Source organism: Blastococcus sp. TML/M2B (genome assembly GCF_016612865.1).
In the GTDB taxonomy this organism is placed as follows: Bacteria; Actinomycetota; Actinomycetes; order Mycobacteriales; family Geodermatophilaceae; genus Blastococcus.
Genome location: NZ_JAENZZ010000002.1, coordinates 1,014,675 through 1,037,710 on the forward strand (window position 1 = coordinate 1,014,675; position 23,036 = coordinate 1,037,710).

19 protein-coding genes and 2 pseudogenes are annotated in these 23,036 nt (G+C 74.5%); 13 read left to right on the forward strand and 8 right to left on the reverse strand.

Annotated elements, in window-relative coordinates; translation table 11 throughout:
- Window positions 1-74: 74 nt before the first annotated feature.
- Window positions 75-1,658, forward strand: coding sequence for a DUF349 domain-containing protein (locus tag JKP75_RS13380; protein WP_309229819.1), 1,584 nt, complete (start codon window positions 75-77; stop codon window positions 1,656-1,658).
- A 58-nt stretch (window positions 1,659-1,716) separates the two neighbouring features.
- Here the strand turns inward: JKP75_RS13380 and miaB are convergent, their stop codons facing one another.
- Window positions 1,717-3,195: a tRNA (N6-isopentenyl adenosine(37)-C2)-methylthiotransferase MiaB gene (gene miaB / locus JKP75_RS13385; protein ID WP_200490771.1), complete on the reverse strand. Its 1,479-nt coding sequence runs from the start codon at window positions 3,193-3,195 to the stop codon at window positions 1,717-1,719.
- A 157-nt stretch (window positions 3,196-3,352) separates the two neighbouring features.
- On the opposite strand from miaB, the pseudogene JKP75_RS13390 reads away from it, so the two are divergent.
- The 7 genes and pseudogenes from JKP75_RS13390 (at window position 3,353) to ctaD (ending at window position 10,136) form a co-directional block, all read left to right on the forward strand.
- A pseudogene (locus JKP75_RS13390) lies at window positions 3,353-4,110 on the forward strand (amino acid ABC transporter ATP-binding protein).
- A 17-nt stretch (window positions 4,111-4,127) separates the two neighbouring features.
- The gene (locus tag JKP75_RS13395) at window positions 4,128-5,021 is read left to right on the forward strand and encodes a glutamate ABC transporter substrate-binding protein (RefSeq protein ID WP_200490769.1); all 894 of its coding nucleotides are present in this window, start codon (window positions 4,128-4,130) and stop codon (window positions 5,019-5,021) included.
- Between the two features lie 67 nt (window positions 5,022-5,088).
- Window positions 5,089-5,739, forward strand: coding sequence for an amino acid ABC transporter permease (locus JKP75_RS13400; RefSeq protein ID WP_200493164.1), 651 nt, complete (start codon window positions 5,089-5,091; stop codon window positions 5,737-5,739).
- On the forward strand, window positions 5,736-6,629 hold the full coding sequence (locus JKP75_RS13405) for an amino acid ABC transporter permease (protein WP_200490768.1): 894 nt from the start codon (window positions 5,736-5,738) through the stop codon (window positions 6,627-6,629). Before JKP75_RS13400 ends, JKP75_RS13405 begins: the two co-directional genes overlap by 4 nt.
- A gap of 130 nt (window positions 6,630-6,759) precedes the next feature.
- A complete protein-coding gene (locus tag JKP75_RS13410) occupies window positions 6,760-7,617 on the forward strand; it encodes a phosphatase PAP2 family protein (RefSeq protein ID WP_200490767.1) in 858 nt (285 codons plus the stop codon).
- Window positions 7,618-7,675: 58 nt separating this feature from the next.
- On the forward strand, window positions 7,676-8,179 hold the full coding sequence (locus JKP75_RS13415; protein WP_200490766.1) for a hypothetical protein: 504 nt from the start codon (window positions 7,676-7,678) through the stop codon (window positions 8,177-8,179).
- Window positions 8,180-8,375: 196 nt separating this feature from the next.
- Window positions 8,376-10,136: a cytochrome c oxidase subunit I gene (gene ctaD / locus JKP75_RS13420; protein ID WP_200493165.1), complete on the forward strand. Its 1,761-nt coding sequence runs from the start codon at window positions 8,376-8,378 to the stop codon at window positions 10,134-10,136.
- 143 nt (window positions 10,137-10,279) lie between these two features.
- Here the strand turns inward: ctaD and JKP75_RS13425 are convergent, their stop codons facing one another.
- From JKP75_RS13425 to JKP75_RS13440, 4 genes are all read right to left on the reverse strand, one after another.
- Window positions 10,280-10,921 carry a regulatory protein RecX gene (locus JKP75_RS13425; protein ID WP_200490765.1) on the reverse strand — a complete coding sequence of 214 codons (642 nt, stop codon included), beginning with the start codon at window positions 10,919-10,921 and terminating at the stop codon, window positions 10,280-10,282.
- Between the two features lie 8 nt (window positions 10,922-10,929).
- Entirely contained in the window at window positions 10,930-11,961 is a 1,032-nt protein-coding gene (gene recA / locus JKP75_RS13430) for a recombinase RecA (protein ID WP_200493166.1), read from the reverse strand.
- Window positions 11,962-12,178: 217 nt separating this feature from the next.
- Window positions 12,179-12,325, reverse strand: coding sequence for a DUF3046 domain-containing protein (locus JKP75_RS13435; RefSeq protein ID WP_242471793.1), 147 nt, complete (start codon window positions 12,323-12,325; stop codon window positions 12,179-12,181).
- On the reverse strand, window positions 12,307-13,737 hold the full coding sequence (locus tag JKP75_RS13440; protein ID WP_309229820.1) for an MFS transporter: 1,431 nt from the start codon (window positions 13,735-13,737) through the stop codon (window positions 12,307-12,309). The genes JKP75_RS13435 and JKP75_RS13440 overlap by 19 nt, the downstream gene beginning before the upstream one ends.
- 102 nt (window positions 13,738-13,839) lie before the next feature.
- Here JKP75_RS13440 and JKP75_RS13445 point away from each other — a divergent pair, with 102 nt between their 5' ends.
- Window positions 13,840-17,328: a DEAD/DEAH box helicase gene (locus JKP75_RS13445; protein WP_242473323.1), complete on the forward strand. Its 3,489-nt coding sequence runs from the start codon at window positions 13,840-13,842 to the stop codon at window positions 17,326-17,328.
- A gap of 1,131 nt (window positions 17,329-18,459) precedes the next feature.
- On the opposite strand, the gene JKP75_RS13450 is transcribed toward JKP75_RS13445, so the two are convergent.
- Window positions 18,460-19,044, reverse strand: coding sequence for an antibiotic biosynthesis monooxygenase (locus tag JKP75_RS13450; RefSeq protein WP_309229821.1), 585 nt, complete (start codon window positions 19,042-19,044; stop codon window positions 18,460-18,462).
- A gap of 96 nt (window positions 19,045-19,140) precedes the next feature.
- On the opposite strand from JKP75_RS13450, the gene JKP75_RS13455 reads away from it, so the two are divergent.
- Complete coding sequence (locus JKP75_RS13455; protein ID WP_200490762.1) at window positions 19,141-19,998, forward strand: Fpg/Nei family DNA glycosylase; 858 nt, start codon at window positions 19,141-19,143, stop codon at window positions 19,996-19,998.
- A gap of 66 nt (window positions 19,999-20,064) precedes the next feature.
- Here JKP75_RS13455 and JKP75_RS13460 read toward each other — a convergent pair whose 3' ends face one another.
- Window positions 20,065-20,910 (reverse strand): PspA/IM30 family protein, encoded by an 846-nt coding sequence (locus tag JKP75_RS13460; protein ID WP_200490761.1) that lies wholly within the window; start codon window positions 20,908-20,910, stop codon window positions 20,065-20,067.
- A 176-nt stretch (window positions 20,911-21,086) separates the two neighbouring features.
- Between JKP75_RS13460 and JKP75_RS21460 the strand changes: the two are divergent.
- The 3 genes and pseudogenes from JKP75_RS21460 to JKP75_RS21470 all read left to right on the forward strand — a co-directional run.
- Window positions 21,087-21,272, forward strand: a pseudogene (locus JKP75_RS21460) (PfkB family carbohydrate kinase); the annotation flags it as partial.
- A 106-nt stretch (window positions 21,273-21,378) separates the two neighbouring features.
- Window positions 21,379-22,059 (forward strand): PfkB family carbohydrate kinase, encoded by a 681-nt coding sequence (locus JKP75_RS21465; protein WP_309229823.1) that lies wholly within the window; start codon window positions 21,379-21,381, stop codon window positions 22,057-22,059.
- A complete protein-coding gene (locus tag JKP75_RS21470; protein ID WP_200490759.1) occupies window positions 22,056-22,541 on the forward strand; it encodes an N-acetyltransferase in 486 nt (161 codons plus the stop codon). Before JKP75_RS21465 ends, JKP75_RS21470 begins: the two co-directional genes overlap by 4 nt.
- On the opposite strand, the gene JKP75_RS13475 is transcribed toward JKP75_RS21470, so the two are convergent.
- On the reverse strand, window positions 22,514-23,032 hold the full coding sequence (locus tag JKP75_RS13475) for a TetR family transcriptional regulator (RefSeq protein ID WP_200490758.1): 519 nt from the start codon (window positions 23,030-23,032) through the stop codon (window positions 22,514-22,516). The genes JKP75_RS21470 and JKP75_RS13475 overlap by 28 nt on opposite strands.
- Between the last annotated feature and the right edge of the window lie 4 nt (window positions 23,033-23,036).

Sequence of the window (23,036 nt, forward strand, 5' to 3'; positions counted from 1 at the left end):
CGGACAACCCCGGCAGCGGGGCGCAGCAGGCCACTCCACCGGTTGTGGGGACCCCCGACGGAGCGGGCCCGGAGGTGGAACAGGTACCGACGGCGGTGACGCCGGAGGCGGGCACCCCCGAGGCCCCGGCCCCCGGCGACGCCGCCCTCCCCGACCCCACCGGCGAGGCGACCGCCCAGGCCGCCCCGGCCGCGGCGCCGCAGGGCGCCGAGCCCGAGGTGGCGGTCCCGGCGGCGGAGACGCTGGAGACGGTGGCCCCCGAGGCCGCGGTCCCCCCGGCGGAGGAGCTCCCGCCCGCGGTCCCGGACGCGGCCCTCCCCGCTGACGGCGGGACGCCCTCGGCGCCCGACGCCGAGACCCCGCCCGCCGCGGGCTCGGCCGGCCCCGCCGTGCCGCCGCCCGCTCCCGCCGTCCCCTCCCCCGCCTCGATCGCCCCCTCCGCCGCCGGCAGCGACCCGTCCCAGTGGGGCCGGGTCGACGAGGACGGCACCGTCTACGTCCGCACCGCCGAGGGCGAGCGCGCCGTCGGGTCCTGGCAGGCCGGCGAGCCCGTGGCCGGGCTGGCCCACTACGCCCGCCGCTTCGACGACCTCGCCACCGAGGTCACCCTGCTCGAGGCGCGGCTCAAGGCGCACACCGGCAACCCGGCCGAGATCAAGAGCAAGGCGCAGACGCTCGCCGACTCGATCCCGACCGCCGCCGCCGTCGGCGACCTCGAGGGCCTGGCCGCCCGCGCCCGCGCCATGGTCGGCACCGCCGACTCGGCCGCGGCCGAGTCCCGCGCCGAGAAGGCCGCCGCGCGCGCGGCCCAGGTGGCCCGCAAGGAGGCGCTGGCCGCCGAGGCCGAGCAGATCGCCGCCGAGTCCACCTCGTGGAAGGCCGCCGGCGACCGGCTCAAGGCCATCGTCGAGGAGTGGAAGACCATCCGCGGCATCGACCGCAAGACCGACGAGGCGCTGTGGACCCGCTTCGCCGCCGCGCGTGACGCGTTCGGCCGCCGCCGGGGCGCGCACTTCGCCCAGCTGGACACCCAGCGCGGCGAGGCCCGCGCGGCCAAGCAGGAGCTGATCAAGGAGGCGCAGCGGCTGGCCACCTCCACCGAGTGGGGGCCGACCAGCGCGGCCATGCGCTCGCTCATGGACCGCTGGAAGGCGGTGCCCCGTACCGGCCGCGACGGCGACGACGACCTGTGGAAGCAGTTCCGCGCCGCGCAGGACGTCTTCTTCGCCGCCCGCGCCGAGTCGGACAAGGCCCGGACCAGCGAGGAGACCGCCAACCAGGCGCTCAAGGAGGAGCTGCTGGCCGAGGCGGAGAAGCTCGACCCGGCCAAGGACCTGCGCGGGGCGCAGAACGCGCTGCGCAAGATCCAGGAGCGCTACGACGCCATCGGGCACGTGCCGCGCGGCGTGATGCGGCAGCTCGAGGACCGCATGCAGGCCGTGGAGCAGAAGGTGCGCGGCGCCGCCGACGCCGGCCGCCCGCGCGCCGCCGCGGAGAACCCGATGGTCACCTCGATGCGCGCCGCGGTCACCAAGGCCGAGGAGCAGCTGGCGAAGGCCGAGGCCGCCGGCGACCAGCGCCGCATCGCCGAGGCGCAGGCCAACCTGGCCACCCGCCGCGAGTGGCTGGCCGAGGCGGAGAAGTCCGCCCGCCGGTAACGGCCACGACGCGGAAGGGCCCCGTCCGGTTCGGACGGGGCCCTTCTCGCGCGCGGGATCAGCAGCCGGAGGCGAGCACCGGCAGCGGAGCGGGGACGCCGATCCGCGGCATGCCCAGCGAGACGCCCGGGGTGGTCGGGCGGGTGCCCGCCTCGGCCGCGTCGCCGGCCCGGGTGCGCCGGTGCGCGAGCAGCAGCCCGTCGGCCACGAGGAAGTGCGGCTTGGCATCGGTGACGACGGTCTCGACGACGTCGCCGGGCCGGACGCCGTCCGCGGCGGTGAAGTGGACCAGGCGACCGTCGCGCGCCCGGCCGGAGAGCCGGCCCGTGGCGGCGTCCTTGCTGCCCTCGCCGGCGGCGACGAGCAGCTCGACCCGCCGGCCGACCTGCGCGCGGTTCTCCGCCCAGCTGATCTCGTCCTGCAGGGCGGTCAGCCGCAGGTACCGCTCCTGCACGACCTCCTTGGGCAGCTGCTCGTCCATCTCGGCGGCCGGCGTGCCGGGGCGCTTGGAGTACTGGAAGGTGAAGGCGCTGGCGAAGCGGGCCTGCCGCACGACCTCGAGGGTCTGCTCGAAGTCGGCTTCGGTCTCGCGGGGGAAGCCCACGATGATGTCGGTGGTGATCGCGGCGTCGGGCATCGCGGCGCGGACGCGCTCGATGATGCCCAGGTAGCGGTCCTGCCGGTAGCCGCGGCGCATCCGGCGCAGCACGTCGTCGGACCCCGACTGCAGCGGCATGTGCAACTGGTGGCACACCGCGGGCGTCTCGGCCATGGCGGTGATGACGTCGTCGGTGAACTCGCGCGGGTGCGGGCTGGTGAAGCGGATCCGCTCCAGGCCCTCGATCCGGCCGGCCGAGCGGAGCAGGTCGGCGAAGGCGCCCCGCTCGCGGAACTCCACGCCGTAGGCGTTCACGTTCTGCCCGAGCAGGGTCACCTCGAGCACGCCCTGGTCGACCAGCGCCTGCACCTCGGCGAGGATCTCGCCCGGGCGGCGGTCCTTCTCCTTGCCGCGCAGCGCCGGGACGATGCAGAACGTGCAGGTGTTGTTGCAGCCCACGCTGATCGACACCCAGCCGGAGTGCGCGGAGTCCCGCTTCGCGGGCAGCGTCGAGGGGAAGACCTCGAGGGACTCGACGATCTCGACCTGCGCCTCGGCGTTGTGCCGGGCGCGGTCCAGCAGCGCCGGGAGCGAGCCCACGTTGTGCGTGCCGAAGACGACGTCGACCCACGGCGCGCGCCGGACGATCTCGCCGCGGTCCTTCTGCGCCAGGCAACCGCCGACGGCGATCTGCATGCCCGGGCGGGCGTCCTTCACCGGGCGCAGGTGACCCAGGTTGCCGTAGAGCCGGTTGTCGGCGTTCTCCCGGACCGCGCAGGTGTTGAGGACGACGACGTCGGCCTCGTCCCCCTCGGCGGCGGCCCGGTAGCCGGCCTGCTCCAGCAGCCCCGAGAGCCGCTCGGAGTCGTGCACGTTCATCTGGCACCCGTAGGTGCGCACCCGGTAGGTGCGCTCGGGGCTCTCCACTGCGCTCTCCATGACAGGAGCGAGCGTACGGCGCGGGTGCCGGCGGCCGGCCGCGCGAGCCGCTCCCCGGCCACCGCCCGGTGCCCCGCACGGGTGGAACCGGTCGTTCGTTACCCCTTCGTGATCCCACGGTTCGGGATCCGGGCCCTCCCGGCTCTAGTCTCCCGGGGTGACCAGCCGTCCTCAGGGAGAACCCCTCGTCCGCCTCACGGGCGTCAACAAGTGGTTCGGCGACCTGCACGTGCTGCAGGACATCGACCTGACCATCGACCGCGGCGAGGTCGTCGTGGTCATCGGCCCCTCGGGGTCCGGGAAGTCGACCCTCTGCCGCACCATCAACCGGCTCGAGGGCATCGAGCAGGGCGAGATCACCATCGACGGCCAGCGGCTGCCCGAGGAGGGCAAGCAGCTCGCCCGGCTGCGCAGCGACGTCGGCATGGTGTTCCAGAGCTTCAACCTGTTCGCGCACAAGACGATCCTCGAGAACGTCAGCCTCGGGCCGATCAAGGTGCGCAAGCACTCCAAGGCCGACGCCGAGAAGCGCGCCCGCGAGCTGCTCGACCGCGTAGGCGTCGGGGCGCAGGCCGACAAGTACCCGGCCCAGCTCTCCGGCGGCCAGCAGCAGCGGGTGGCCATCGCCCGGGCGCTGGCGATGCGGAGCCCAAGGTCATGCTCTTCGACGAGCCGACCTCGGCGCTGGACCCCGAGATGATCAACGAGGTCCTCGACGTGATGACCTCGCTGGCCCGGGACGGCATGACGATGGTCGTCGTCACCCACGAGATGGGGTTCGCCCGCCGCGCGGCCAACCGCGTCGTGTTCATGGACGGCGGCCGGGTCGTCGAGTCCGCCGACCCGGAGTCGTTCTTCACGAACCCGCAGTCCGACCGGGCCAAGGACTTCCTGTCCAAGATCCTCAACCACTGACCACCGAAGGGATCACCATGCGCATCACCCGCTACGCCGCCACCGCGGCCCTCCTGAGCCTGGCGCTCGCCGCCTGCTCCAGCGACGCCGGCAACGAGAACGAGCAGGCCGCCGACGAGACCGCCGCCGTCGAGACCGACGTCGAGTTCCCCGAGGGCTCCACCATGGCCCGGCTGAACGAGGCCGGCTCGATCACCATCGGCACCAAGTTCGACCAGCCCGGCTTCGGTCTGCTCAACCCGCAGACCCAGCAGCCCGAGGGCTTCGACGTCGAGATCGCCAAGATCATCGCCGCCGAGCTGGGCATCGAGGCCGACGACATCGAGTGGACCGAGACGGTCTCGGCGAACCGCGAGCCGTTCATCCAGAACGGCCAGGTCGACATCGTCGTCGCCACCTACACCATCAACGACACCCGCAAGCAGGTCGTCGACTTCGCCGGGCCGTACTACGAGGCCGGGCAGGACATCATGGTCGCCAAGGACAACCCCGAGGGCATCGAGGGCCCGGACGACCTGGCCGGCAAGACGGTCTGCTCGGTCGAGGGCTCGACGCCGGCGCAGAACATCCGGGACAACTACCCGGAGGCGCAGCTGGTCACCTACGACGTGTACTCCAAGTGCGCCGACGACCTGAAGAACGGCAACGTCCAGGCCGTCACCACCGACAACGTCATCCTCACCGGCCTGGTCGCCGGCAGCCCCGACGCCTTCGAGCTGGTCGGCAACCCGTTCACGGCCGAGCCCTACGGCATCGGCCTGAAGAAGGGTGACGACGAGTTCCGTGCCTTCATCAACGACGTCCTCGAGGGCGCGTTCGAGGACGGCACCTGGGAGGCGGCGTGGGACCGCACCGCGGGCGCCATCAGCGGCACCGAGGCCCCCGAGCCGCCGAAGGTCGACCGCTACTGACCGCCGCCGGGTGGGGAGCCGGTGCACCCGGCTCCCCATCCGCGCTGCCTGACCGAGAGGGGGCGAGATGTCCTTCCTGGCCGACAACTTCACGCTCCTGCGGGACGCGTTCCTGACGACCCTGTCGCTGGCTGTGGTCAGCGGCATCTGCGCCCTCGTGATCGGCACGCTGCTCACCGCGATGCGGGTGAGCCCGGTCGCCCCGCTGCGGGGTGCGGCCGGCTTCTACGTCGAGGTCTTCCGCAACACCCCGCTGACGGTGGTGTTCTTCTTCCTCGCGTTCGGCATCGTCCAGATCGACCTGCAGTTCCCCTCGCGGTTCATCACCGCCGTGGCGGCCCTGTCCCTCTACACCGCCGCGTTCGTCTCCGAGGCGCTGCGCTCGGGCATCAACTCGGTGCCCCCGGGCCAGGCCGAGGCCGCCCGCGCCCTGGGCCTGGACTTCCGGCAGACGCTCACCTCGATCGTCCTGCCCCAGGCGTTCCGGACCGTCGTCCCGCCGCTGGGCAACGTGTGGATCGCGCTGGCGAAGAACACCTCGATCGCCGCGGGCTTCGCCGTCACCGACCTGACCGCGGCGCTGCAGCGGCTGACCAACCAGAACGCCGACCAGCTGCTCGTCGTCTTCCTCGCGATCGTCTGCGGGTACCTCGTGATCACCCTCCCCTCCGCCTGGCTGATCGGTGTCATCGAGCGGCGGACGGCGGTGCTGCGATGACCGCCAACGTCCTCTTCGACATCCCCGGGCCGCGCGCCCGCCGGCGTCACCGCATCGGCACCTTCGTCGGCGGCCTCGTCGTCCTCGCGCTCATCGGCCTGGGTCTGTGGCGGCTGGGCTCCAACGGCCAGCTCGAAGCCGAGCGCTGGGCGGTGCTGTTCGACTCGAGCAGCGGCGTTCCGCAGGCCTTCGGCCGCGCCCTGGTCGACACCCTCCAGGTCGCCGCGGTCGGCATGGTCGCCGCGACCGTGCTGGGGGCGCTGCTCGCCGTCGGCCGGCTCTCCGACCACGCCTGGGTGCGCGTCCCGGTCACCACGGTCATCGAGTTCTTCCGCGCCGTGCCGCTGCTGATCCTGATCCTGTTCTGCCTGCTGTACCTGCCCACCGTCGGCCTGGACATCGGCCCGTTCGGGGCGCTGGCGCTCGGCCTGACGCTCTACAACATGGCCGTCCTCGCCGAGATCTTCCGGGCCGGCATCCTCTCGGTGGACCGCGGGCAGCGCGAGGCCGCGTTCGCGATCGGCATGCGCAAGTACCAGGTGATGACGCTGGTCCTGCTGCCGCAGGCGGTGCGGCGGATGCTGCCGGTGCTGATCGCCCAGCTGGTCGTCCTGCTGAAGGACTCCTCGCTCGGCTTCATCGTCGGCTACTTCGAGCTGCTCCGTCAGGCGCGCAGCCTGGTGGAGTTCTTCAACTTCCGGTTCGGCGACCGGTACACCTTCCAGATCTACGTCGCCGCGGCGGTCATCTACATCGTCGTGAACGTCCTGCTGTCGCTCCTGGCGCGCTACGTCGAGCGGCGCACGCGCACGAACCGCAAGACGGCCGCGACCGAGGAGCTCGAGCTGCCGGCCGACGTCCAGATGGGTGGAGGCGGCGGAACCGTCTGACCGGCCCGGACCCGACCGGGGGTCCGGGCCGCCCACCGGCCAGAATCTCGCCACGCCCGGCCTCAAGAGCCCTGCTCCGGCGCCCGATGGGAGACCCTGGCACTCCCCCACCGGAAAGGCGAGCGCGACCGTGACCGTGACGACGGGTTCCCCCCGCCCGGCTGCCGCGCCGATCCCGGCCGACGGCCTCGCCGGCGACCCGGCGTCCCGCACCCCCGCGCGACCGCGCTGGTGGGTCGAGTTCGCCGTCGTGGGCGCGCTCTACGCCGTCTACTCGCTGGTGCGCAACAGCGTGGGGGACGTCGTGGCCCGCGCATACGCCAACGGACGGGAGATCCTCGCCCTGGAGGACGGCTGGGGGCTGGCCGTCGAGCGCGGGCTCAACCGGTGGGTGCACGACAACGACGTGGTCTCCGCCGCGGTCGCGCTGCACTACGCGACGCTGCACTTCCTGGTCACCCCCGCGGTGCTGGTCTGGCTGTTCTTCCGCCGGCCGACGCGGTACCGGGTGAGCAGCGCCGTCCTCGTGGTCACGACCGCGCTGGCGCTCATCGGCTTCTACTGGCTGCCGACCGCTCCGCCGCGGCTGCTCGGCGAGGAGGGCTTCGTCGACGTGATGAGCCAGACCTCGTCGTGGGGCTGGTGGCCGTCGTCGGGGACGCCGGGGTCCGACGCGATCTCCAACCAGTTCGCCGCCATGCCCTCGCTGCACTGCGCCTGGGCGGTCTGGTGCGGGCTGGTGCTGGTGCTGCACGCCCGGTGGACCTGGCTGCGGCTCGTGGGTGCCGGATACCCGGCGACGACCTTCTTCGTGGTCCTGGGGTCGGGCAACCACTACCTGCTCGACGTCGTCGGCGGCGTGCTCGTGCTGGCTGCCGGGGCGGCCGTGGTCCTGCTGGCCTCGTCCGCCGCCACCCGGAGCCGCGCGCCGGAGCCGCTGCACGCCGTGGACCACGACGCAGACGACGCGGTCCCGACCGCCGCCTGACCCGCCCGTCCCACCCGTCGCACGGCTCGGCGCGCCCTCCCTCGACGAGGCCGGAGCCGTGGCGAGACTGACCGTCACCATGGAGACCATCCACGCCGGTCGGCGCCGCAGCCTGCCCCCCGTTCCGCGCACCGCGATCGACGGCGACATGCCGCTCGAGACCGTGGCCAGCGCCGGCGCCCTCGCCCTGGCGCTCGCGGCCGGCGACGAGCGTGCCGACGACGCCGCCCAGCAGTTCGTCGCCCGCCTCCGCGGTGCCGCGGCCGGGTTCGCCGTCGCCGCCGGTGCCGAGTCCGCCGTCGTCCGAGAGGTCGTCCCCCCGGCCCGCCACCGCCGCTCGCGCTGCCGCGTCGTGCTGCGGCAGGCCGACGGCCGCCAGACCGACGTGACGTTCCTCGGCCCCGCCGGCCGCCCGTCCGACGGCGCGCAGCCCGGGTTCGACCTCGACATCACCCGCTGGCTGGCAAGCGGGCAGCTGCGGGACGACGCCTGGCTGGTCCCGGACGCGGATGCCCCCGACGGCGTGGCCGTCGACCTGAGCGCGTGGCGCGCGGTGTCCTGACCGCCCGGGCAGATCGCACCGGTTCCGCTCCGCCCCGGGTTTCCCTCTCCGCCCCGGTGGGCGACGATGGCTGTGCCGCCGCTCGCAGCACCCGGGCGGCGTCCGTACCGCGTCATCGACCTCCAGGGGCGACCATGTCCGGACTGCGCATCACCGACCGACGGGCCTCCGCCCGGCCCCGCACCGGAGCCGCCGCGTGACCGCCATCGCCCCGCGGCCGATCATCAGCCGGCCCGGCCCCGTCGCGGTTCCGACGAAGGGCTCGCGGCTGTCGAACCTGCTGCGGACCACCGACCACAAGACCATCGGCCTGATGTACCTGGTCACGGCGTTCACGTTCTTCATCGTGGGCGGCCTGATGGCCATGCTCATCCGGGCCGAGCTGGCCCGGCCGGAACTGCAGTTCCTGTCCCCGGAGCAGTACAACCAGCTGTTCACGATGCACGGCACGCTGATGCTGCTGATGTTCGCGACACCGCTGTTCTTCGCCTTCGGCAACCTGATCATGCCGCTGCAGATCGGTGCGCCGGACGTCGCGTTCCCGCGGTTGAACGCCCTGTCCTTCTGGCTGTTCCTCTTCGGTTCGCTGATCGTGCTGTCCAGCGTCGCGACCCCCGGTGGCGCGCCGGACTTCGGCTGGACGGCCTACACGCCGCTGTCCGATGTCGCGCACTCCCCGGGCGTGGGCGGCAACCTGTGGATCGGTGGCCTGGCCGTCAGCGGCCTGGGCACGATCCTCGGTGGCGTCAACTTCGTCACCACGATCGTCTGCCTGCGCGCCCCGGGCATGACGATGTTCCGGATGCCGATCTTCACCTGGAACGCGCTGGTCACCAGCCTGCTCGTGCTGCTGGTCTTCCCGATCCTGACCGCGGCGCTGATGGGCCTGCTGCTGGACCGGAACCTGGGAGCGCTGATCTACTCCGCCGAGAACGGCGGGCCGATGCTGTGGCAGCACCTGTTCTGGTTCTTCGGCCACCCCGAGGTCTACATCATCGCGCTGCCGTTCTTCGGCATCGTCACCGAGATCATCCCGGTGTTCGCCCGCAAGCCGCTGTTCGGTTACAAGGGCATGGTCGGGGCGACCCTGGCCATCGGGTTCCTCTCGCTGGCCGTCTGGGCGCACCACATGTTCGCCACCGGCGCGGTGCTGCTGCCGTTCTTCGCCTTCCTCACCTACCTCATCGCGGTGCCGACCGGGCTGAAGTTCTTCAACTGGATCGGCACCATGTGGCGGGGTCAGATGACCTTCGAGACGCCGATGCTCTGGTCGATCGGCTTCATGGTCACCTTCCTCCTGGGTGGGCTCACCGGTGTGCTGCTGGCCTCGCCGCCGCTGGACTTCCACGTGCACGACTCCTACTTCGTGGTCGCCCACTTCCACTACGTCGTCTTCGGCACCGTCGTGTTCGCGGCCAACGCCGGCATCGCGTTCTGGTTCCCCAAGATGTGCGGCCGGATGCTGGACGAGCGGCTCGGGAAGCTGCAGTTCTGGATGACCTTCGTCGGCTTCCACGGCACCTTCCTGGTGCAGCACTGGCTGGGCAACGAGGGCATGCCGCGCCGGTACGTGGACTACCTGCCCACCGACACCTTCACCACGCTGAACATGATCTCCACGATCTTCAGCTTCGTCCTGGGCGCCTCCATCATCCCGTTCCTCTACAACGTGGTGCGCTCCTGGAAGTACGGCCAGCTCGCCCTGCGCGACGACCCCTGGGGCCACGGCAACTCCCTGGAGTGGGCCACCTCGTCCCCGCCGCCGCGGCACAACTTCGTGGAGATCCCCCGCATCCGCTCCGAGCGCCCCGCCTTCGAGGCGCACTACCCCCACCTGGCCGGCCGGCTGCAGGACGAGGCGCACGCCGGCAGGCGCCACGAGCCGTACGGCGGGGTCAGCGAGATCGGTGTCAGCGCGGGCCCGCGGCAGGGACCGAACGACCCCGACCCCACCTGAGCCGGCCGCCGCGCCGGCACGGCCCAGCACGGCACAGCACGGCGCAGCACGGGAGAGGCCCGGAACCGCACCGGTTCCGGGCCTCGTCCGTTCACGGCCGGCGCACTTCCGCCGGGGAGACGCCGGGTGGCGCACGGCCGGCGTCAGGGCAGCAGGGCGTCCTGGTCGAGCTCGTCGACACCGGGGACCGCGTCGTCGTCGGCGCCGTCGGCGTCGAGCGCCTCGCGCACCACGCCGGCCGCCAGGCCGCCGCTGTAGCCCTTGCGGGCGAGCACGCCCATCAGCCGACGGGTGGCGGTGGCCCGGTCGAGCCGGCGCATGGCGGGCAGCTTCCGCTCCACCAGCCGCCGCGCGGTCTCCCGCTCGTCGTCGTCGTCGACCGCCTCCACGGCGATGGCCGCGACCTCGTCGTCGACGCCCTTGGCGCGCAGCTCCGCCTTGAGCGCCCGGCGGGCCAGGCCGCGACCGGCCTGGCGGGAGGTGACCCATGCCTGGGCGAAGGCCTCGTCGTCGATCAGGCCGACCTCGGTGAGCCGGTCCAGCACCGTCTCCGCGGCGTCCTCGGGCACCTCGCGCTGGGCCAGGAGATCAGCCAGCTGCTGGCGGGTCTTCGGGGCGCCGGTGAGCGCCCGGAGGCAGAGGTCGCGGGCGACCGCCTCGGGGTCCTTCATCGGCCGGGCCTCGACACCGTCGGCGCCCTCCGCACCGCCCGCGGTGGAGGGCCGCCGCCGCGTGCCCCAGGAGCTCTGGGGCGCGCGGCGGCGTCCGGCCGATCGCTCGGTCATCGAGCGGCTCAGAAGTCGACGGCGTCGGCCACCGGCTTGTCCAGCGCCGGACCGATGCCGAGCTTCTCCTTGATCTTCTTCTCGAGCTCGTCGGCGAGGTCGGGGTTGTCCTTCAGGAAGTTGCGCGAGTTCTCCTTGCCCTGCCCGAGCTGGTCGCCGTCGTAGGTGTACCAAGCGCCGGACTTCTTCACGAAGCCCTGCTCGACACCCACGTCGATGAGCCCGCCCTCGCGGCTGAAGCCCTGACCCCAGAGGATGTCCAGCTCGGCCTGCTTGAACGGCGCGGCCACCTTGTTCTTGACGACCTTGACGCGGGTGCGGCTGCCGACCGCGTCGGTGCCCTGCTTCAGGGTCTCGATGCGGCGGACGTCGAGGCGCACCGACGAGTAGAACTTCAGCGCGCGACCACCGGTGGTGACCTCCGGCGAGCCGTAGACGACGCCCACCTTCTCGCGCAGCTGGTTGATGAAGATCGCCGTCGTCCCGGAGTTGCTCAGGGCACCGGTGATCTTCCGCAGCGCCTGGCTCATCAGGCGGGCCTGCAGACCCACGTGGCTGTCACCCATCTCGCCCTCGATCTCGGCGCGCGGCACGAGCGCGGCCACCGAGTCGATGACGATGATGTCGAGCGCGCCGGAGCGGATCAGCATGTCGGCGATCTCGAGGGCCTGCTCACCGGTGTCCGGCTGGCTGACCAGCAGGGCGTCGGTGTCCACGCCGATGGCGCGGGCGTACTCCGGGTCGAGCGCGTGCTCGGCGTCGACGAAGGCGGCGATGCCGCCGGCGGCCTGGGCGTTGGCCACGGCGTGCAGGGCCACGGTCGTCTTACCGGAGGATTCCGGGCCGTAGACCTCGATCACGCGGCCACGCGGGAGACCCCCGATGCCGAGCGCGATGTCGAGGGCGATCGACCCGGTCGGGATGACCTTCATGGCCACCTCGGGGCTGTCACCCAGCCGCATGACCGAGCCCTTGCCGAACTGCTTGTCGATCTGGGCGAGGGCCATGTCGAGGGCCTTGTCGCGGTCGAGTGTCGCCATGGTGGTCACCTTCGGTTCGCGGGAAGCGGGTCGGGACCGACGCTAGGACGAGCCACCGACAGTTCTCGGATCTCGACCGGGATTGTGGACATCCCGGTCGCCTGTGGACGCCACTGTAGGCCGAACACCTGTTCGACTGCCAGGTCGACACGCCCGGTTCCTGCCGCCGTCGGCCCACCGGTCCCACGGGTCACCGGCGCGCGCCCGGGACGGGTGCTCAGCGCTCCTTGAGCGGTACGTCGTAGGCGTCGCAGATCGCCAGCCAGACCTTCCGCACCGGCACGCCGGCGTCGATGGCCTCCACGGCGTTGCGCCCGCCCAGGCTGGAGAAGTGGTGGTCGCGGGTCATGCTCTGGGCGCGCATCGGCCCGAACCGCTCGTCGAGCCGGGACCAGAACTCCTGCAGGCGCACGCCCCGACGCTAGCGCGCCCCGGGCCCTCCCCGCCGCGGCCGTCCGGACGCCGGTGGCGCCCGGCCCGTCCTACCTGGTCCGCGCGGCCGCGCGGGTGGAGGTGGCCCAGACCACCGCCAGCGGCAGCACCAGGGCCGCCGAGACCGCGCTGACCAGCCCGAAACCACCGGCCGCCAGCAGCGGCCCGCCCACGACGCCGGCCAGGGCGGCCCCCAGCCCCATGAGCAGGTCGGTGCCGCCCTGGGCGGTGGGCCGCAGGTCGGCGTCGACCGCGCCGGTGACGAGGGTGGAGCCGGCGATGAGCCCGCAGGACCAGCCCAGGCCCAGCAGCAGCAACCCGGTCCCGAGCCGGACCGACTGCGCGGGGCCGGCCGTCCCGGCGACGGCGGTCGCGGCCAGCAGGAGCAGCCCGCCCAGCGCCACGACCGCGGGTGCGCCGATGCGGTCGGCGAGCGCGCCCGCCAGGCGGGGAGAAGAGGTACATGCCCGCGACGTGCACGCTGATGACCAGGCCGACGACCCGCAGGACGGCGTCCTCTGCCCCGCCGGCGTGGCCCATGTGCACCGGCGTCATGACCATCACGCCGACCATCACCGCGTGCGCCACGACCACGGCGACCAGGCCGAGCCGGCCGGCGGGCGAGGACCAGACCGCCCGCAGCGCCGTGCCGGTCGGGGTCCGCGGGGGCGCGCCGCCCGCACCCCCGCCGAGCCGGCGGGCGAGCAGCAGCGGGTCCGGGCGCAGCAGGGCGGCCAGCACGAGCGCGACCACGGCGAAGACGACTCCGGAGACCACGAACGCCCCGGCGAGCGCCGGCAGCCCGAGCGCGGTGCCCAGGCGCGCGCCGGGCGCGGCGAGGTTGGGCCCGAGGACCGAGCCGACCGTCGTCGCCCAGACGACCAGCGACAGCGCCCTCCCCCGGTGCTCGGGCGTGGCCAGGTCGGCGGCGGCGTACCGGGCCTGCAGGCCGCAGGCGGTCGCGGCGCCGAACAGGAACAGCCCGGCGACGAGCAGCAGCAGCGAGGACGCGGCAGCCGCTGCGACGGTGACGAGCGCACCGACCACGCTCACCAGGTAGCCGACCGCCAGCCCGGCCCGGCGGCCGGCGACGGCGCTGATCCGCGCCAGCGGGACGGCGAGGACGGCCGCGCCCAGCACCCCGGCGGTCTGCCCGAGCCCGGCGGCGCTGTCGGTGCCGGCGACGTCCCGGGCGAGCAGGCCGCCCGCGGTGATGCCGACGGTCACCCCGAGCCCGGCGAGGGCCACGCTGCCGCTGAGGACGCGCACCGTCCGGCGCTGCACCGGCGCCACGTCGGTGACGGCGGATCCGGCCTCCGGGCGCATGCCGGAAGTCTGCCGCACCCCGGCGACGTCGCGGGGGCGCCCGGTACCCGGCCGCCCGAGCGGGTGGTCGGGGCCGCTCCGACCGGCGGAGTGTCGTACCCCGCGGGGACACTGGCTGCGATGGCCCGCCGTCCCTCCTCCACCTCCGCGCTCGACCGGTTCTCCGAGCCCGCCCGCGCATGGTTCACCGGCGCGTTCCAGCAGCCCACCGGGGCGCAGGAGGGGGCCTGGGACGCGATCAGCAGCGGCGAGCACGCCCTCGTCGTCGCCCCCACGGGCTCGGGCAAGACGCTGGCCGCCTTCCTCTGGTCCCTCGACCGGCTGACCGCCACCGAGCCGGTCGACGAGCAGTCGCGCTGCCGGGTCCTCTACGTCTCCCCGCTCAAGGCGCTGGCCGTCGACGTCGAGCGGAACCTGCGCGCCCCGCTCGCCGGCATCGGCCAGGCGGCGGCCCGGCTGGGCCTGCCGCGGCCGGAGATCCGGGTCGGCATCCGCTCGGGCGACACCCCGGCCGACGAGCGGCGGGCGTTCGCGAAGCGGCCCACGGACATCCTCATCACCACGCCCGAGTCGCTGTTCCTGCTGATGACCAGCGCCGCCCGCGAGGCGCTGCGCGGCGTCGAGACGGTCATCCTCGACGAGGTGCACGCCGTCGCGCACACCAAGCGCGGCGCCCACCTCGCGGTCACGCTGGACCGGCTCGACGAACTGCTGGAGCGGCCCGCCCAGCGGATCGGGCTCTCGGCCACCGTCCGGCCGATCGAGGAGGTCTCCACCTTCCTCACCGGCGGCCGGCCGGTGCGCGTCGTCGCCCCGCCCTCGACCAAGGAGTGGGACCTCTCGGTCGTCGTGCCGGTCGAGGACATGAGCGAGCTGGGGCAGCCGACCGGCGAGCTGGAGGGCTCGGCCGCGGGCAACCAGCCGCGCAGCTCGATCTGGCCGGCGGTCGAGGAGCGGGTGCTCGACCTGGTCGAGGCCCACCGCAGCACCATCGTCTTCTCCAACTCCCGCCGGCTGGCCGAACGCCTGACCAGCCGGCTGAACGAGCTGGCCTACGAGCGGGCCACCGGCGAGCCCGTCCCGCCCGGCACCAACGCCGCCGCGCTGATGGCGCAGGCGGGGTCCGGTGGCGGCACGCCGGAGGGCTTCCAGCCGGTCGCCGCCGCGCACCACGGCTCGGTCTCGCGGGAGCAGCGGGCGATCGTCGAGGAGGCGCTGAAGTCCGGGCGGCTGCCGGCCGTCGTCGCCACCTCCAGCCTCGAGCTGGGCATCGACATGGGCGCGGTCGACCTCGTCGTCCAGGTCGAGTCCCCGCCGACCGTGGCCGCCGGGCTGCAGCGGGTGGGCCGCGCCGGCCACCAGGTGGGCGCGGTCAGCCGGGGCGTGCTGTTCCCCAAGTACCGCGGCGACCTCGTGCAGTGCGCGCTGGTCGCCGAGCGGATGAAGGCCGGCGCGATCGAGTCGATCCGCTACCTGCGCAACCCGCTGGACGTCCTGGCCCAGCAGATCGTCGCCATCGTCTCCGAGCGCCCCCGCACCGTCGACGAGGTCGCCTCGCTCGTCCGGCGTTCCGCGGCGTTCAGCTCGCTGCCCGACTCCGCGCTGCACGCCGTCCTCGACATGCTGGCCGGCCGCTACCCCTCCGACGCGTTCGCCGAGCTGCGGCCCCGGCTGACCTGGGACCGCGTCACCGACACCCTCACCGCACGGGCCGGCGCGCAGCGGCTGGCGGTCACCAGCGGCGGCACGATCCCCGACCGCGGCCTGTTCGGCGTCTTCCTCGTCGGCTCGGAGGGCACCGGCGGGCGCCGGGTCGGCGAGCTCGACGAGGAGATGGTCTACGAGTCCCGGGTGGGCGACGTCTTCCTGCTCGGCTCCTCCTCCTGGCGGATCGAGGACATCACCCACGACCGCGTCCTGGTCACCCCGGCGCCCGGCCAGCCCGGCAAGATGCCGTTCTGGCACGGCGACGCGCCGGGCCGCCCGCTCGAGCTGGGCCGGGCGCTGGGCGCCTTCCTCCGCGAGGTGGGGACGGCGACGCCGGAGGCCGGCCTGGAGCGCGCCCGGGCGGCCGGGCTGGACGAGTGGGGCGCGGCGAACCTGGCCGCCTACCTGACCGAGCAGAAGGCCGCGACCGGCCACCTGCCCGACGACCGCACGCTGCTGGTCGAGCGGTTCCGCGACGAGCTCGGGGACTGGCGGCTGGTCGTCCACTCCCCCTTCGGCGCGCAGGTGAACGCCCCGTGGGCGCTGGTCCTCGCCGCCCGGCTGCGGGAGCGCTACGGCGTCGACGTGGCGAGCATGCACTCCGACGACGGCATCGTGCTGCGGCTCCCGGACACCACCGGCGAACCGCCGGAGGCCGACCTCGCCGTCCTCGACCCCGACGACGTCGAGCGCGAGGTCACCGCCGAGGTCGGCACCTCGGCGCTGTTCGCCAGCAGGTTCCGCGAGTGCGCGGCGCGCGCCCTGCTGCTCCCCCGCCGGGACCCGCGGCGGCGCACCCCGCTGTGGCAGCAGCGCCAGCGCGCGGCCCAGCTGCTCTCCGTCGCCAGCGAGTTCTCCTCCTTCCCGATCACCCTCGAGGCCGCCCGCGAGGTGCTGCAGGACGTCTACGACGTGCCGGGGCTCGTGGAGCTGATGCGCGACGTCCGGTCCCGCCGCGTGCGCGTGGTCGACGTGCAGACCGACACCGCCTCCCCGTTCGCCCAGTCGCTGCTGTTCGGCTACGTCGGCCAGTTCCTCTACGAGGGCGACGCCCCGCTGGCCGAGCGCCGCGCCCAGGCCCTGGCGCTCGACACCGGGCTGCTGGCCGAGCTGCTCGGCCGCACCGAGCTGCGCGAGCTGCTCGACGGCGAGGCGATGGCCGAGATCGAGTCCGAGCTCCAGCGGCTCCCCGAGCAGCGGCACCCGCGTGACGTGGACGGCGCCTCGGACCTGCTGCGCGGACTCGGCGACCTGAGCGTGGCCGAGGCGGCTGCCCGCGGGGTGCCGCAGGCGTGGCTGGACGAGCTCGTCGACGCCCGGCGGGCGCTGCGGGTGCGGATCGCCGGGGAGGAACGGCACGTCGCCATCGAGGACGCCGGGCGGCTCCGGGACGCGCTCGGCACCGCGCTGCCCGGTCGGCGTGCCCGAGGTCTTCACCGAGCCCGTCACCGATCCGCTCGGCGACCTCGTCGGCCGGTACGCCCGCACCCACGGCCCGTTCCAGCCGGCCGAGGTCGCCGTCCGGCTCGGCCTGGGCGTCGCGGTCGTCACCGCGACCCTGCAGCGCCTCACCGCGTCCGGCCGGCTGGTCGCCGGCGAGTTCCGGCCCGGCGGCACCGGCCAGGAGTGGTGCGACGCCGAGGTGCTGCGCTCGATCCGCCGCCGCAGCCTGGCCAAGCTGCGCCAGGAGGTCGAGCCGGTGCCGATCGGCACGCTGGCCCGCTTCACGCCGTCCTGGCAGGGAATCGGCGGGCGGCTGCGCGGCACCGACGGCGTGCTGGCGGTGGTCGAGCAGCTGGCCGGTGCGCTCGTGCCGGCCAGCGCGCTGGAGTCGCTGGTGCTGCCGACCCGGGTGCGCGACTACTCCCCCGCGATGCTCGACGAGCTCACCAGCGCCGGTGAGGTGCTGTGGGCCGGGGCCGGGGGCCTGCCCGGCGGCGACGGCTGGATCAGCCTCGTGCCGGCCGACCTGGCGCCGCTGCTGCTGCCCGAGCCGCTGGACCCGCCCGAGGCCGGCGCCCCGCTGCTGGACCTGCTCGCGGGCGGGCAGGCGCTGTTCTTCCGCGGGCTGTCCGACCTCCTCGGCGCCACCGACGACACCGCGCTGGCCGACCTGGTCTGGGACCTCGTGTGGTCCGGCGCGCTCACCAACGACACCCTCGCGCCGCTGCGCACCCGGCTGGGCGGGGGCGGCACCCACAAGCGTGCGCCCGCACCGCCCCGGGCCCGGCTGGACCGGGGTCGCGCCGGGCGCACCCGGCTGGGCCGCCCGGCGATGCCGACCCGCACCGGGCCGCCCACGGTCGCGGGCCGGTGGTCGCGGCTCCCCGACCGCGAGCCCAACGCCACCCGGCGCACGACCGCCCGCGCCGAGGCGCTCATCGAGCGGCACGGCGTGCTCACCCGCGGCGCGGTGATGGCCGAGCAGGTGGCCGGCGGCTTCCCGGCGGTCTACCCGGTGCTGCGCGCCTTCGAGGAGAACGGCCGGGCACGGCGCGGCTACTTCGTCGAGACGCTGGGCGCCGCCCAGTTCGGCACCCCCGGTTCGGTCGACCGGCTGCGCAGCTTCGCCGCCCCCGACCGGGTGCCAGGCGGCGCCGTGGTCCTGGCCGCCACCGACCCGGCCAACGTCTACGGCGCCGCGCTGCCGTGGCCGGAGCGGCCGTCCGCGACCGAGACCGACGCCGTCGACCTCGGCGAGGGCACCGGCAGCACCCGCAAGGCCAGCGGGCACCGGGCCGGGCGCAAGGCCGGCGCGCTGGTCGTGTTCGTCGACGGCGAGCTCGTCCTCTACGTCGAGCGCGGCGGCAAGACGCTGCTGTCCTGGACCGAGGACGAACAGACGCTCAAGGAGGCGGCCACCGCGCTCTCCGGCGCGGTCGGGGCGGGGGCGCTGGGCCGCATGATCGTGCAGCAAGGCCGACGGCGCCTCGGTCCACGAGTCCACGCCGCTGTCCGCAGCACTCCAGGCGGCCGGGTTCAGCGCGACCCCGCGGGGCCTGCGGCTGCGCGGGTGATCGGGAGCGGTCCTGCCTACCGGCGGCTCTCCGCAGGGCGCAGCCAGCCGCCCAGCAGCCGGGTGAGCGCGGGCATGGCGACGTGGCCGAGGAGCAGCACCACGACGGTCGCCGAGAGCAGCAGCCGCACCTCCACCGGCCACCCGCCCAGGTGCGGGGTCACGAGCAGCTGGAACAACGACGTGATGGCGAAGACGGCGGCGATGGTCACCAGGGTCAGCCGCCAGCGCGGGCCCGCCGGGGCCGACCGCGGGAGGAAGTTCTCCAGGCCGTCGACGCGGGCGTAACGGACCTCGGGCGCCAGCTCCTCGGCCCGGGCCAGGGCGGCGCGGCGCTCGGCCGAGCCCTCCCAGGCGGCCAGCGCCTCGTCGTCCGCGAAGCGGTAGACCAGGTGGTACTCGGCGCTGTCCGGTCCGGGCAGCAGCAGCGACGCACCCAGGTTGCCCGGGAAGCCGGCCGCCACCTGCAGCACGTCGTCGGCCCACCGCTCGAAGGCCGCCCGCCGATCCGACGGGACCACCCGGGCCACCGTCACGGTGACCGGCCGCCCACCCGGGGTGCGCGGGCCGGTGCGGGCACGACGTCGCCGGGTTCCGATCACAGGAGCCGACAGCGCACCCGACCGGTGCGGGCATCCCGGTTGTCGGCGGGCTCACACCGCAGAGCAGGGCCGACGACCACCGGGGACACTGGAGCCGTGCCCGAGGGAGACACCGTCTGGCTGGCGGCCAAGCGGATGAACCAGGCACTCGCGGGCGCCACCCTGCGCCGCGGCGAGTTCCGCCTGCCGCAGCTGGCCGCGCTCGACCTCACCGGGGCCACGGTGCGCGAGGTGGTACCCCGCGGCAAGCACATGCTGATCCGGCTGGGCGACGAGCGCACCCTCCGCACGCACTACCGGATGGACGGCAGCTGGCACATCTACCGTCCGGGGGCGCGGTGGCGCGGCGGGCCGGCACACGACGTGCGGGTCGTCCTGGCCAGCGACGAGTGGGAGTGCGTCGGCTACCGGCTGCACGACGTCGAGATCCTGCCCACGAGCGACGAGGACCGCCTCGTCGGTCACCTCGGGCCCGACGTGCTCGGCCCGGACTGGGACCTGGCCGAGGCGCTGCGCCGGCTGCGCAGCCACCCGGACGAGCAGATCGGCGTCGCGATCCTCGACCAGCGCAACCTGGCGGGCCCCGGAAACCTGTACAAGGCGGAGTCGCTGTTCCTCTGCGGCGTGCACCCGTGGGCGCGGGTCGCGGACGTCGACGCCGAGCTCGAGCCGCTGGTGACGCGGGCCAGGACGCTGATGCTGGCCAACCGCGACCACCCCGAGCAGAGCACCACCGGTGACACCCGCCGCGGCCGGGACCACTGGGTGTACGGCCGCAAGGGCAAGCCGTGCCGCCGGTGCGGGACGCCGATCCTCATGGGCGACCAGGGGCCGCACCTGCAGGAGCGGGTGACCTTCTGGTGCCCCCGCTGCCAGGCCACCGACGCCTCCGTCGACCCGCTGGCCCGCACCGGCGAACCGGGGCGGCCCCGGCCCGTGTCCACCCCCAGCTGACCCGGAACGACGACGCGGCGGCCCCCGGGAACCGGGGACCGCCGCGTCGTCGTGCGAGAGGGGGCGTCAGCCCTGCTGGCCGGGCCGCTCGACCGGCTGGGCCTCCTGCTGCTCCGTGGCCGGCTGGCCGACCGCCGGGGTGCCCTGCTCGAGCGCGGCGGCCGGGCTGCCGGCCTCGACGGCCTGCGTCCCACCGCTCATCGAGGCGCGGATCGCGTCGAGCCGCGAGGCGCCGGCGACGTCCAGGGTGGCCTTCTCCACCTCGAGCATCCGGCCCTCGACCGAGGTCTGGGCCAGCTCGGCCTGCCCCAGGGCGTTGGCGTAGCGGGCCTCGATCTTGTCGCGGACCTCGGACAGGCTCGGGGTGTTGCCGGGCGCGGAGAGCTCGTTGACCTGCTTGAGCGAGCTCGCCACGTGCTCCTGCATCTTGGCCTGCTCGAGCTGGCTCATGAGCTTGGTGCGCTCGGCGAGGGTCGTCTGCAGCCGCATGCGGCTCTGCTCGACCGCACCGCGCGCCTGCTCGGCGGCCTGGAGCGCCTCGTCGTGGCTGCGCTTGAGGTCCTCCATGGACTGCTCGGCGGCGACCAGCTGGGTCGCGAACGCCTGCGCGGCGTTCTCGTACTCGGCGGCCTTGGCGGCGTCGCCACCGGCGCGCGACTTGTCCGCGAGGACGAGCGCCTGGCGCGCTGAGGCCTGGAGCTTCTCGACCTCCCCCAGCTGCCGGTTCAGGCGCATCTCCAGCTGGCGCTGGTTGCCGAGGACGGCAGCGGCCTGGTTGGCCAGCGACTGGTGCCGCTGCTGCTCGGCCTCGATCGCCTGCGCGATCTGGATCTTCGGGTCGGCCCGCTGGTCGATCTGCGCGTTGGCCGACGCCGTGAGGTACTTCCACAGCTTCACGAACGGGTTGGGCATTGCTTCCTCCTGCTCCGGCACCGAAGCCGGGGGGTGGGTGGCCGGCGCGGCGATGTTCGTCACCCCATCGTCCCAGGTGACCGCCCCTCGTAGCCAACGCGGTCACCCCGGACGTGGCGACCTACGGTGGGCCCGTGTCCGCACCCATCCCGAAGCTGTGCGTCCTGGGCGAGCTCGTGGTCGACCTGCTGCCCGTCCCCGGGGCCGGGGCCGGTCCCCAGGGCACCGCCCCGCAGTACGTCGCGCGCCCCGGCGGCAACGCCCTGAACGCCGCCGTCGCCGCCGGCCGGCTGGGCGCACCGGTGGCGCTGGTCGCCCGCCTGGGCACCGGGCCCCTGGGGGCCGCGCTGCGGCGGCACGCCGAGCTGGCGGGGGTGGACGTCTCGGGTTTCGTGGCCGCCGCCGAGCCGGTGAGCCTCGCCGTCATCGGGTCTGCTCCCCGACGGCTCCCCGGACTACGGCTTCCACGTGCTCGGCGCCGCCGACTGGCAGTGGACGGACGACGAGCTGGCCCGCGCGGTGCCGGAGGGGACGGCGGTGCTGCACGTGGGCTCGATCTCCAGCTGGACCGAGCCCGGCGCCGGCGCCGTCGCCGGCCTGGTCGAGCGGCTGGCCGGCACGGTCCTGCTCAGCGTCGACCCGAACATCCGGCCTCCGCTGGCCGACGGGCCCGTCGGTGCCTCCCTCGGCAACGACCGCGCCGGGGTCACCGCGCGGCTGGACCGCCTGGTCGCGCAGGCCGACGTCGTCAAGGTCAGCGCCGAGGACCTCGCCTGGCTCGAGCCCGGCACGACCGACCTGGACGACGCCGCGCGCCGCTGGGCCACCCGCGGGCCCGGGCTCGTGCTGCTCACCGACGGCGGCGCACCGCTGCGGGTCGCGCGGCCCGGCCGGCCGGTTGAGCACCGGGAGCCGCCGCGGGTCGAGGTGGCCGACACCGTCGGCGCCGGCGACTCGCTCGCGGCCGGGTTGCTCAGCGGGCTGCTCGCCGCGGGCGTGACCGACCGCGCCGCGCTCGAGGGGCTGGACGACGAGCGGCTGCTGGCGATCGTCGACGACGCCGCGCTGGTCGCCGCGCTGAACTGCACGCGGGTCGGCGCCGACCCGCCGACCCGTGCGGAGCTCGACGCGGCGCGCGCCGCCCGGTGAGCGCCGCCCTGCGCCTCGTCGGGTTCGAGGAGCTCTCCGCCGGCGTCCTGCGGGCCCGCCTGCTCGCGCGCCGCGGCTCGTTCTGGTCCGGAAGCGTGCTGACCGACGAGGAGCTGCTGGCGCTGCACGACCCGCTGTTCTTCCACCAGCTCGGGGGCTTCGGCGCGGTCGCGCTCACCCAGGACGACGCCGACGCCGGCTACCTGCTCGGCGTGGTGAGCGCCGACCGCCTGGGCGTTGTGCACGCCGTCGCCGTCCACCCCGACCACCGCGGCCGCGGGCTGGCCGGCCGGCTGCTGCAGCGCTTCGCAGGCCTCGCCGCGGGGGCCGGGGCGCGGGTGGTCCAGGCCGTCGCGCGACCCGACGACGTCGCCGCGCGCGGACTGGCCGAGCACTGCGGTGCCGTGGCAGCCCCCTCTCCCGGCCACGCCGGCCCGGGTGCCGACCGGACGGTCTACACGCTGCCGCTGCGCCGCGGCTGAGCCGCCGGCCCACCGAGGACGGTCGCCAGGCGGGCGGCCTGCCGGTGCCGGTCGATCGACCGCCCCGGCTGGACGACGACGCCCAGCAGCCAGCGGCCGGCGAGCTCGGCGCCGTCGTCGTCGGTGCCCAGGGCGGCGGCCAGCCGGTCCCGCAGCGCCCCCCACCGGTTGGCGTCGACGGCGAGCAAACCGGCGAGCACCTCCGGCTCGGTCGTGGCGAGCCGGCGGAGCACCGGGTGGCCGCCGAGCTGGTCGGAGAGCACGGCGAGCGCCTCGGCCGCCGGCCGCTCGGCCGCGAGGTCGGTCAACCGGTCGAGCTCGAGGCCGAGCAGCTCGCGGGCGACCTCGTCCTTGGTCCGGAAGTGGTTGTACAGCGTCGCCTTGGCGACGCCGGCGGCCGCGGCCACCGACTGCATGGTGCTGCGGCGCAGCCCGTGCTCGGCGAACGCGCGGGCGGCGCCCTCGAGCAGGCCGCGCCGGGTGGGGTTCACGACC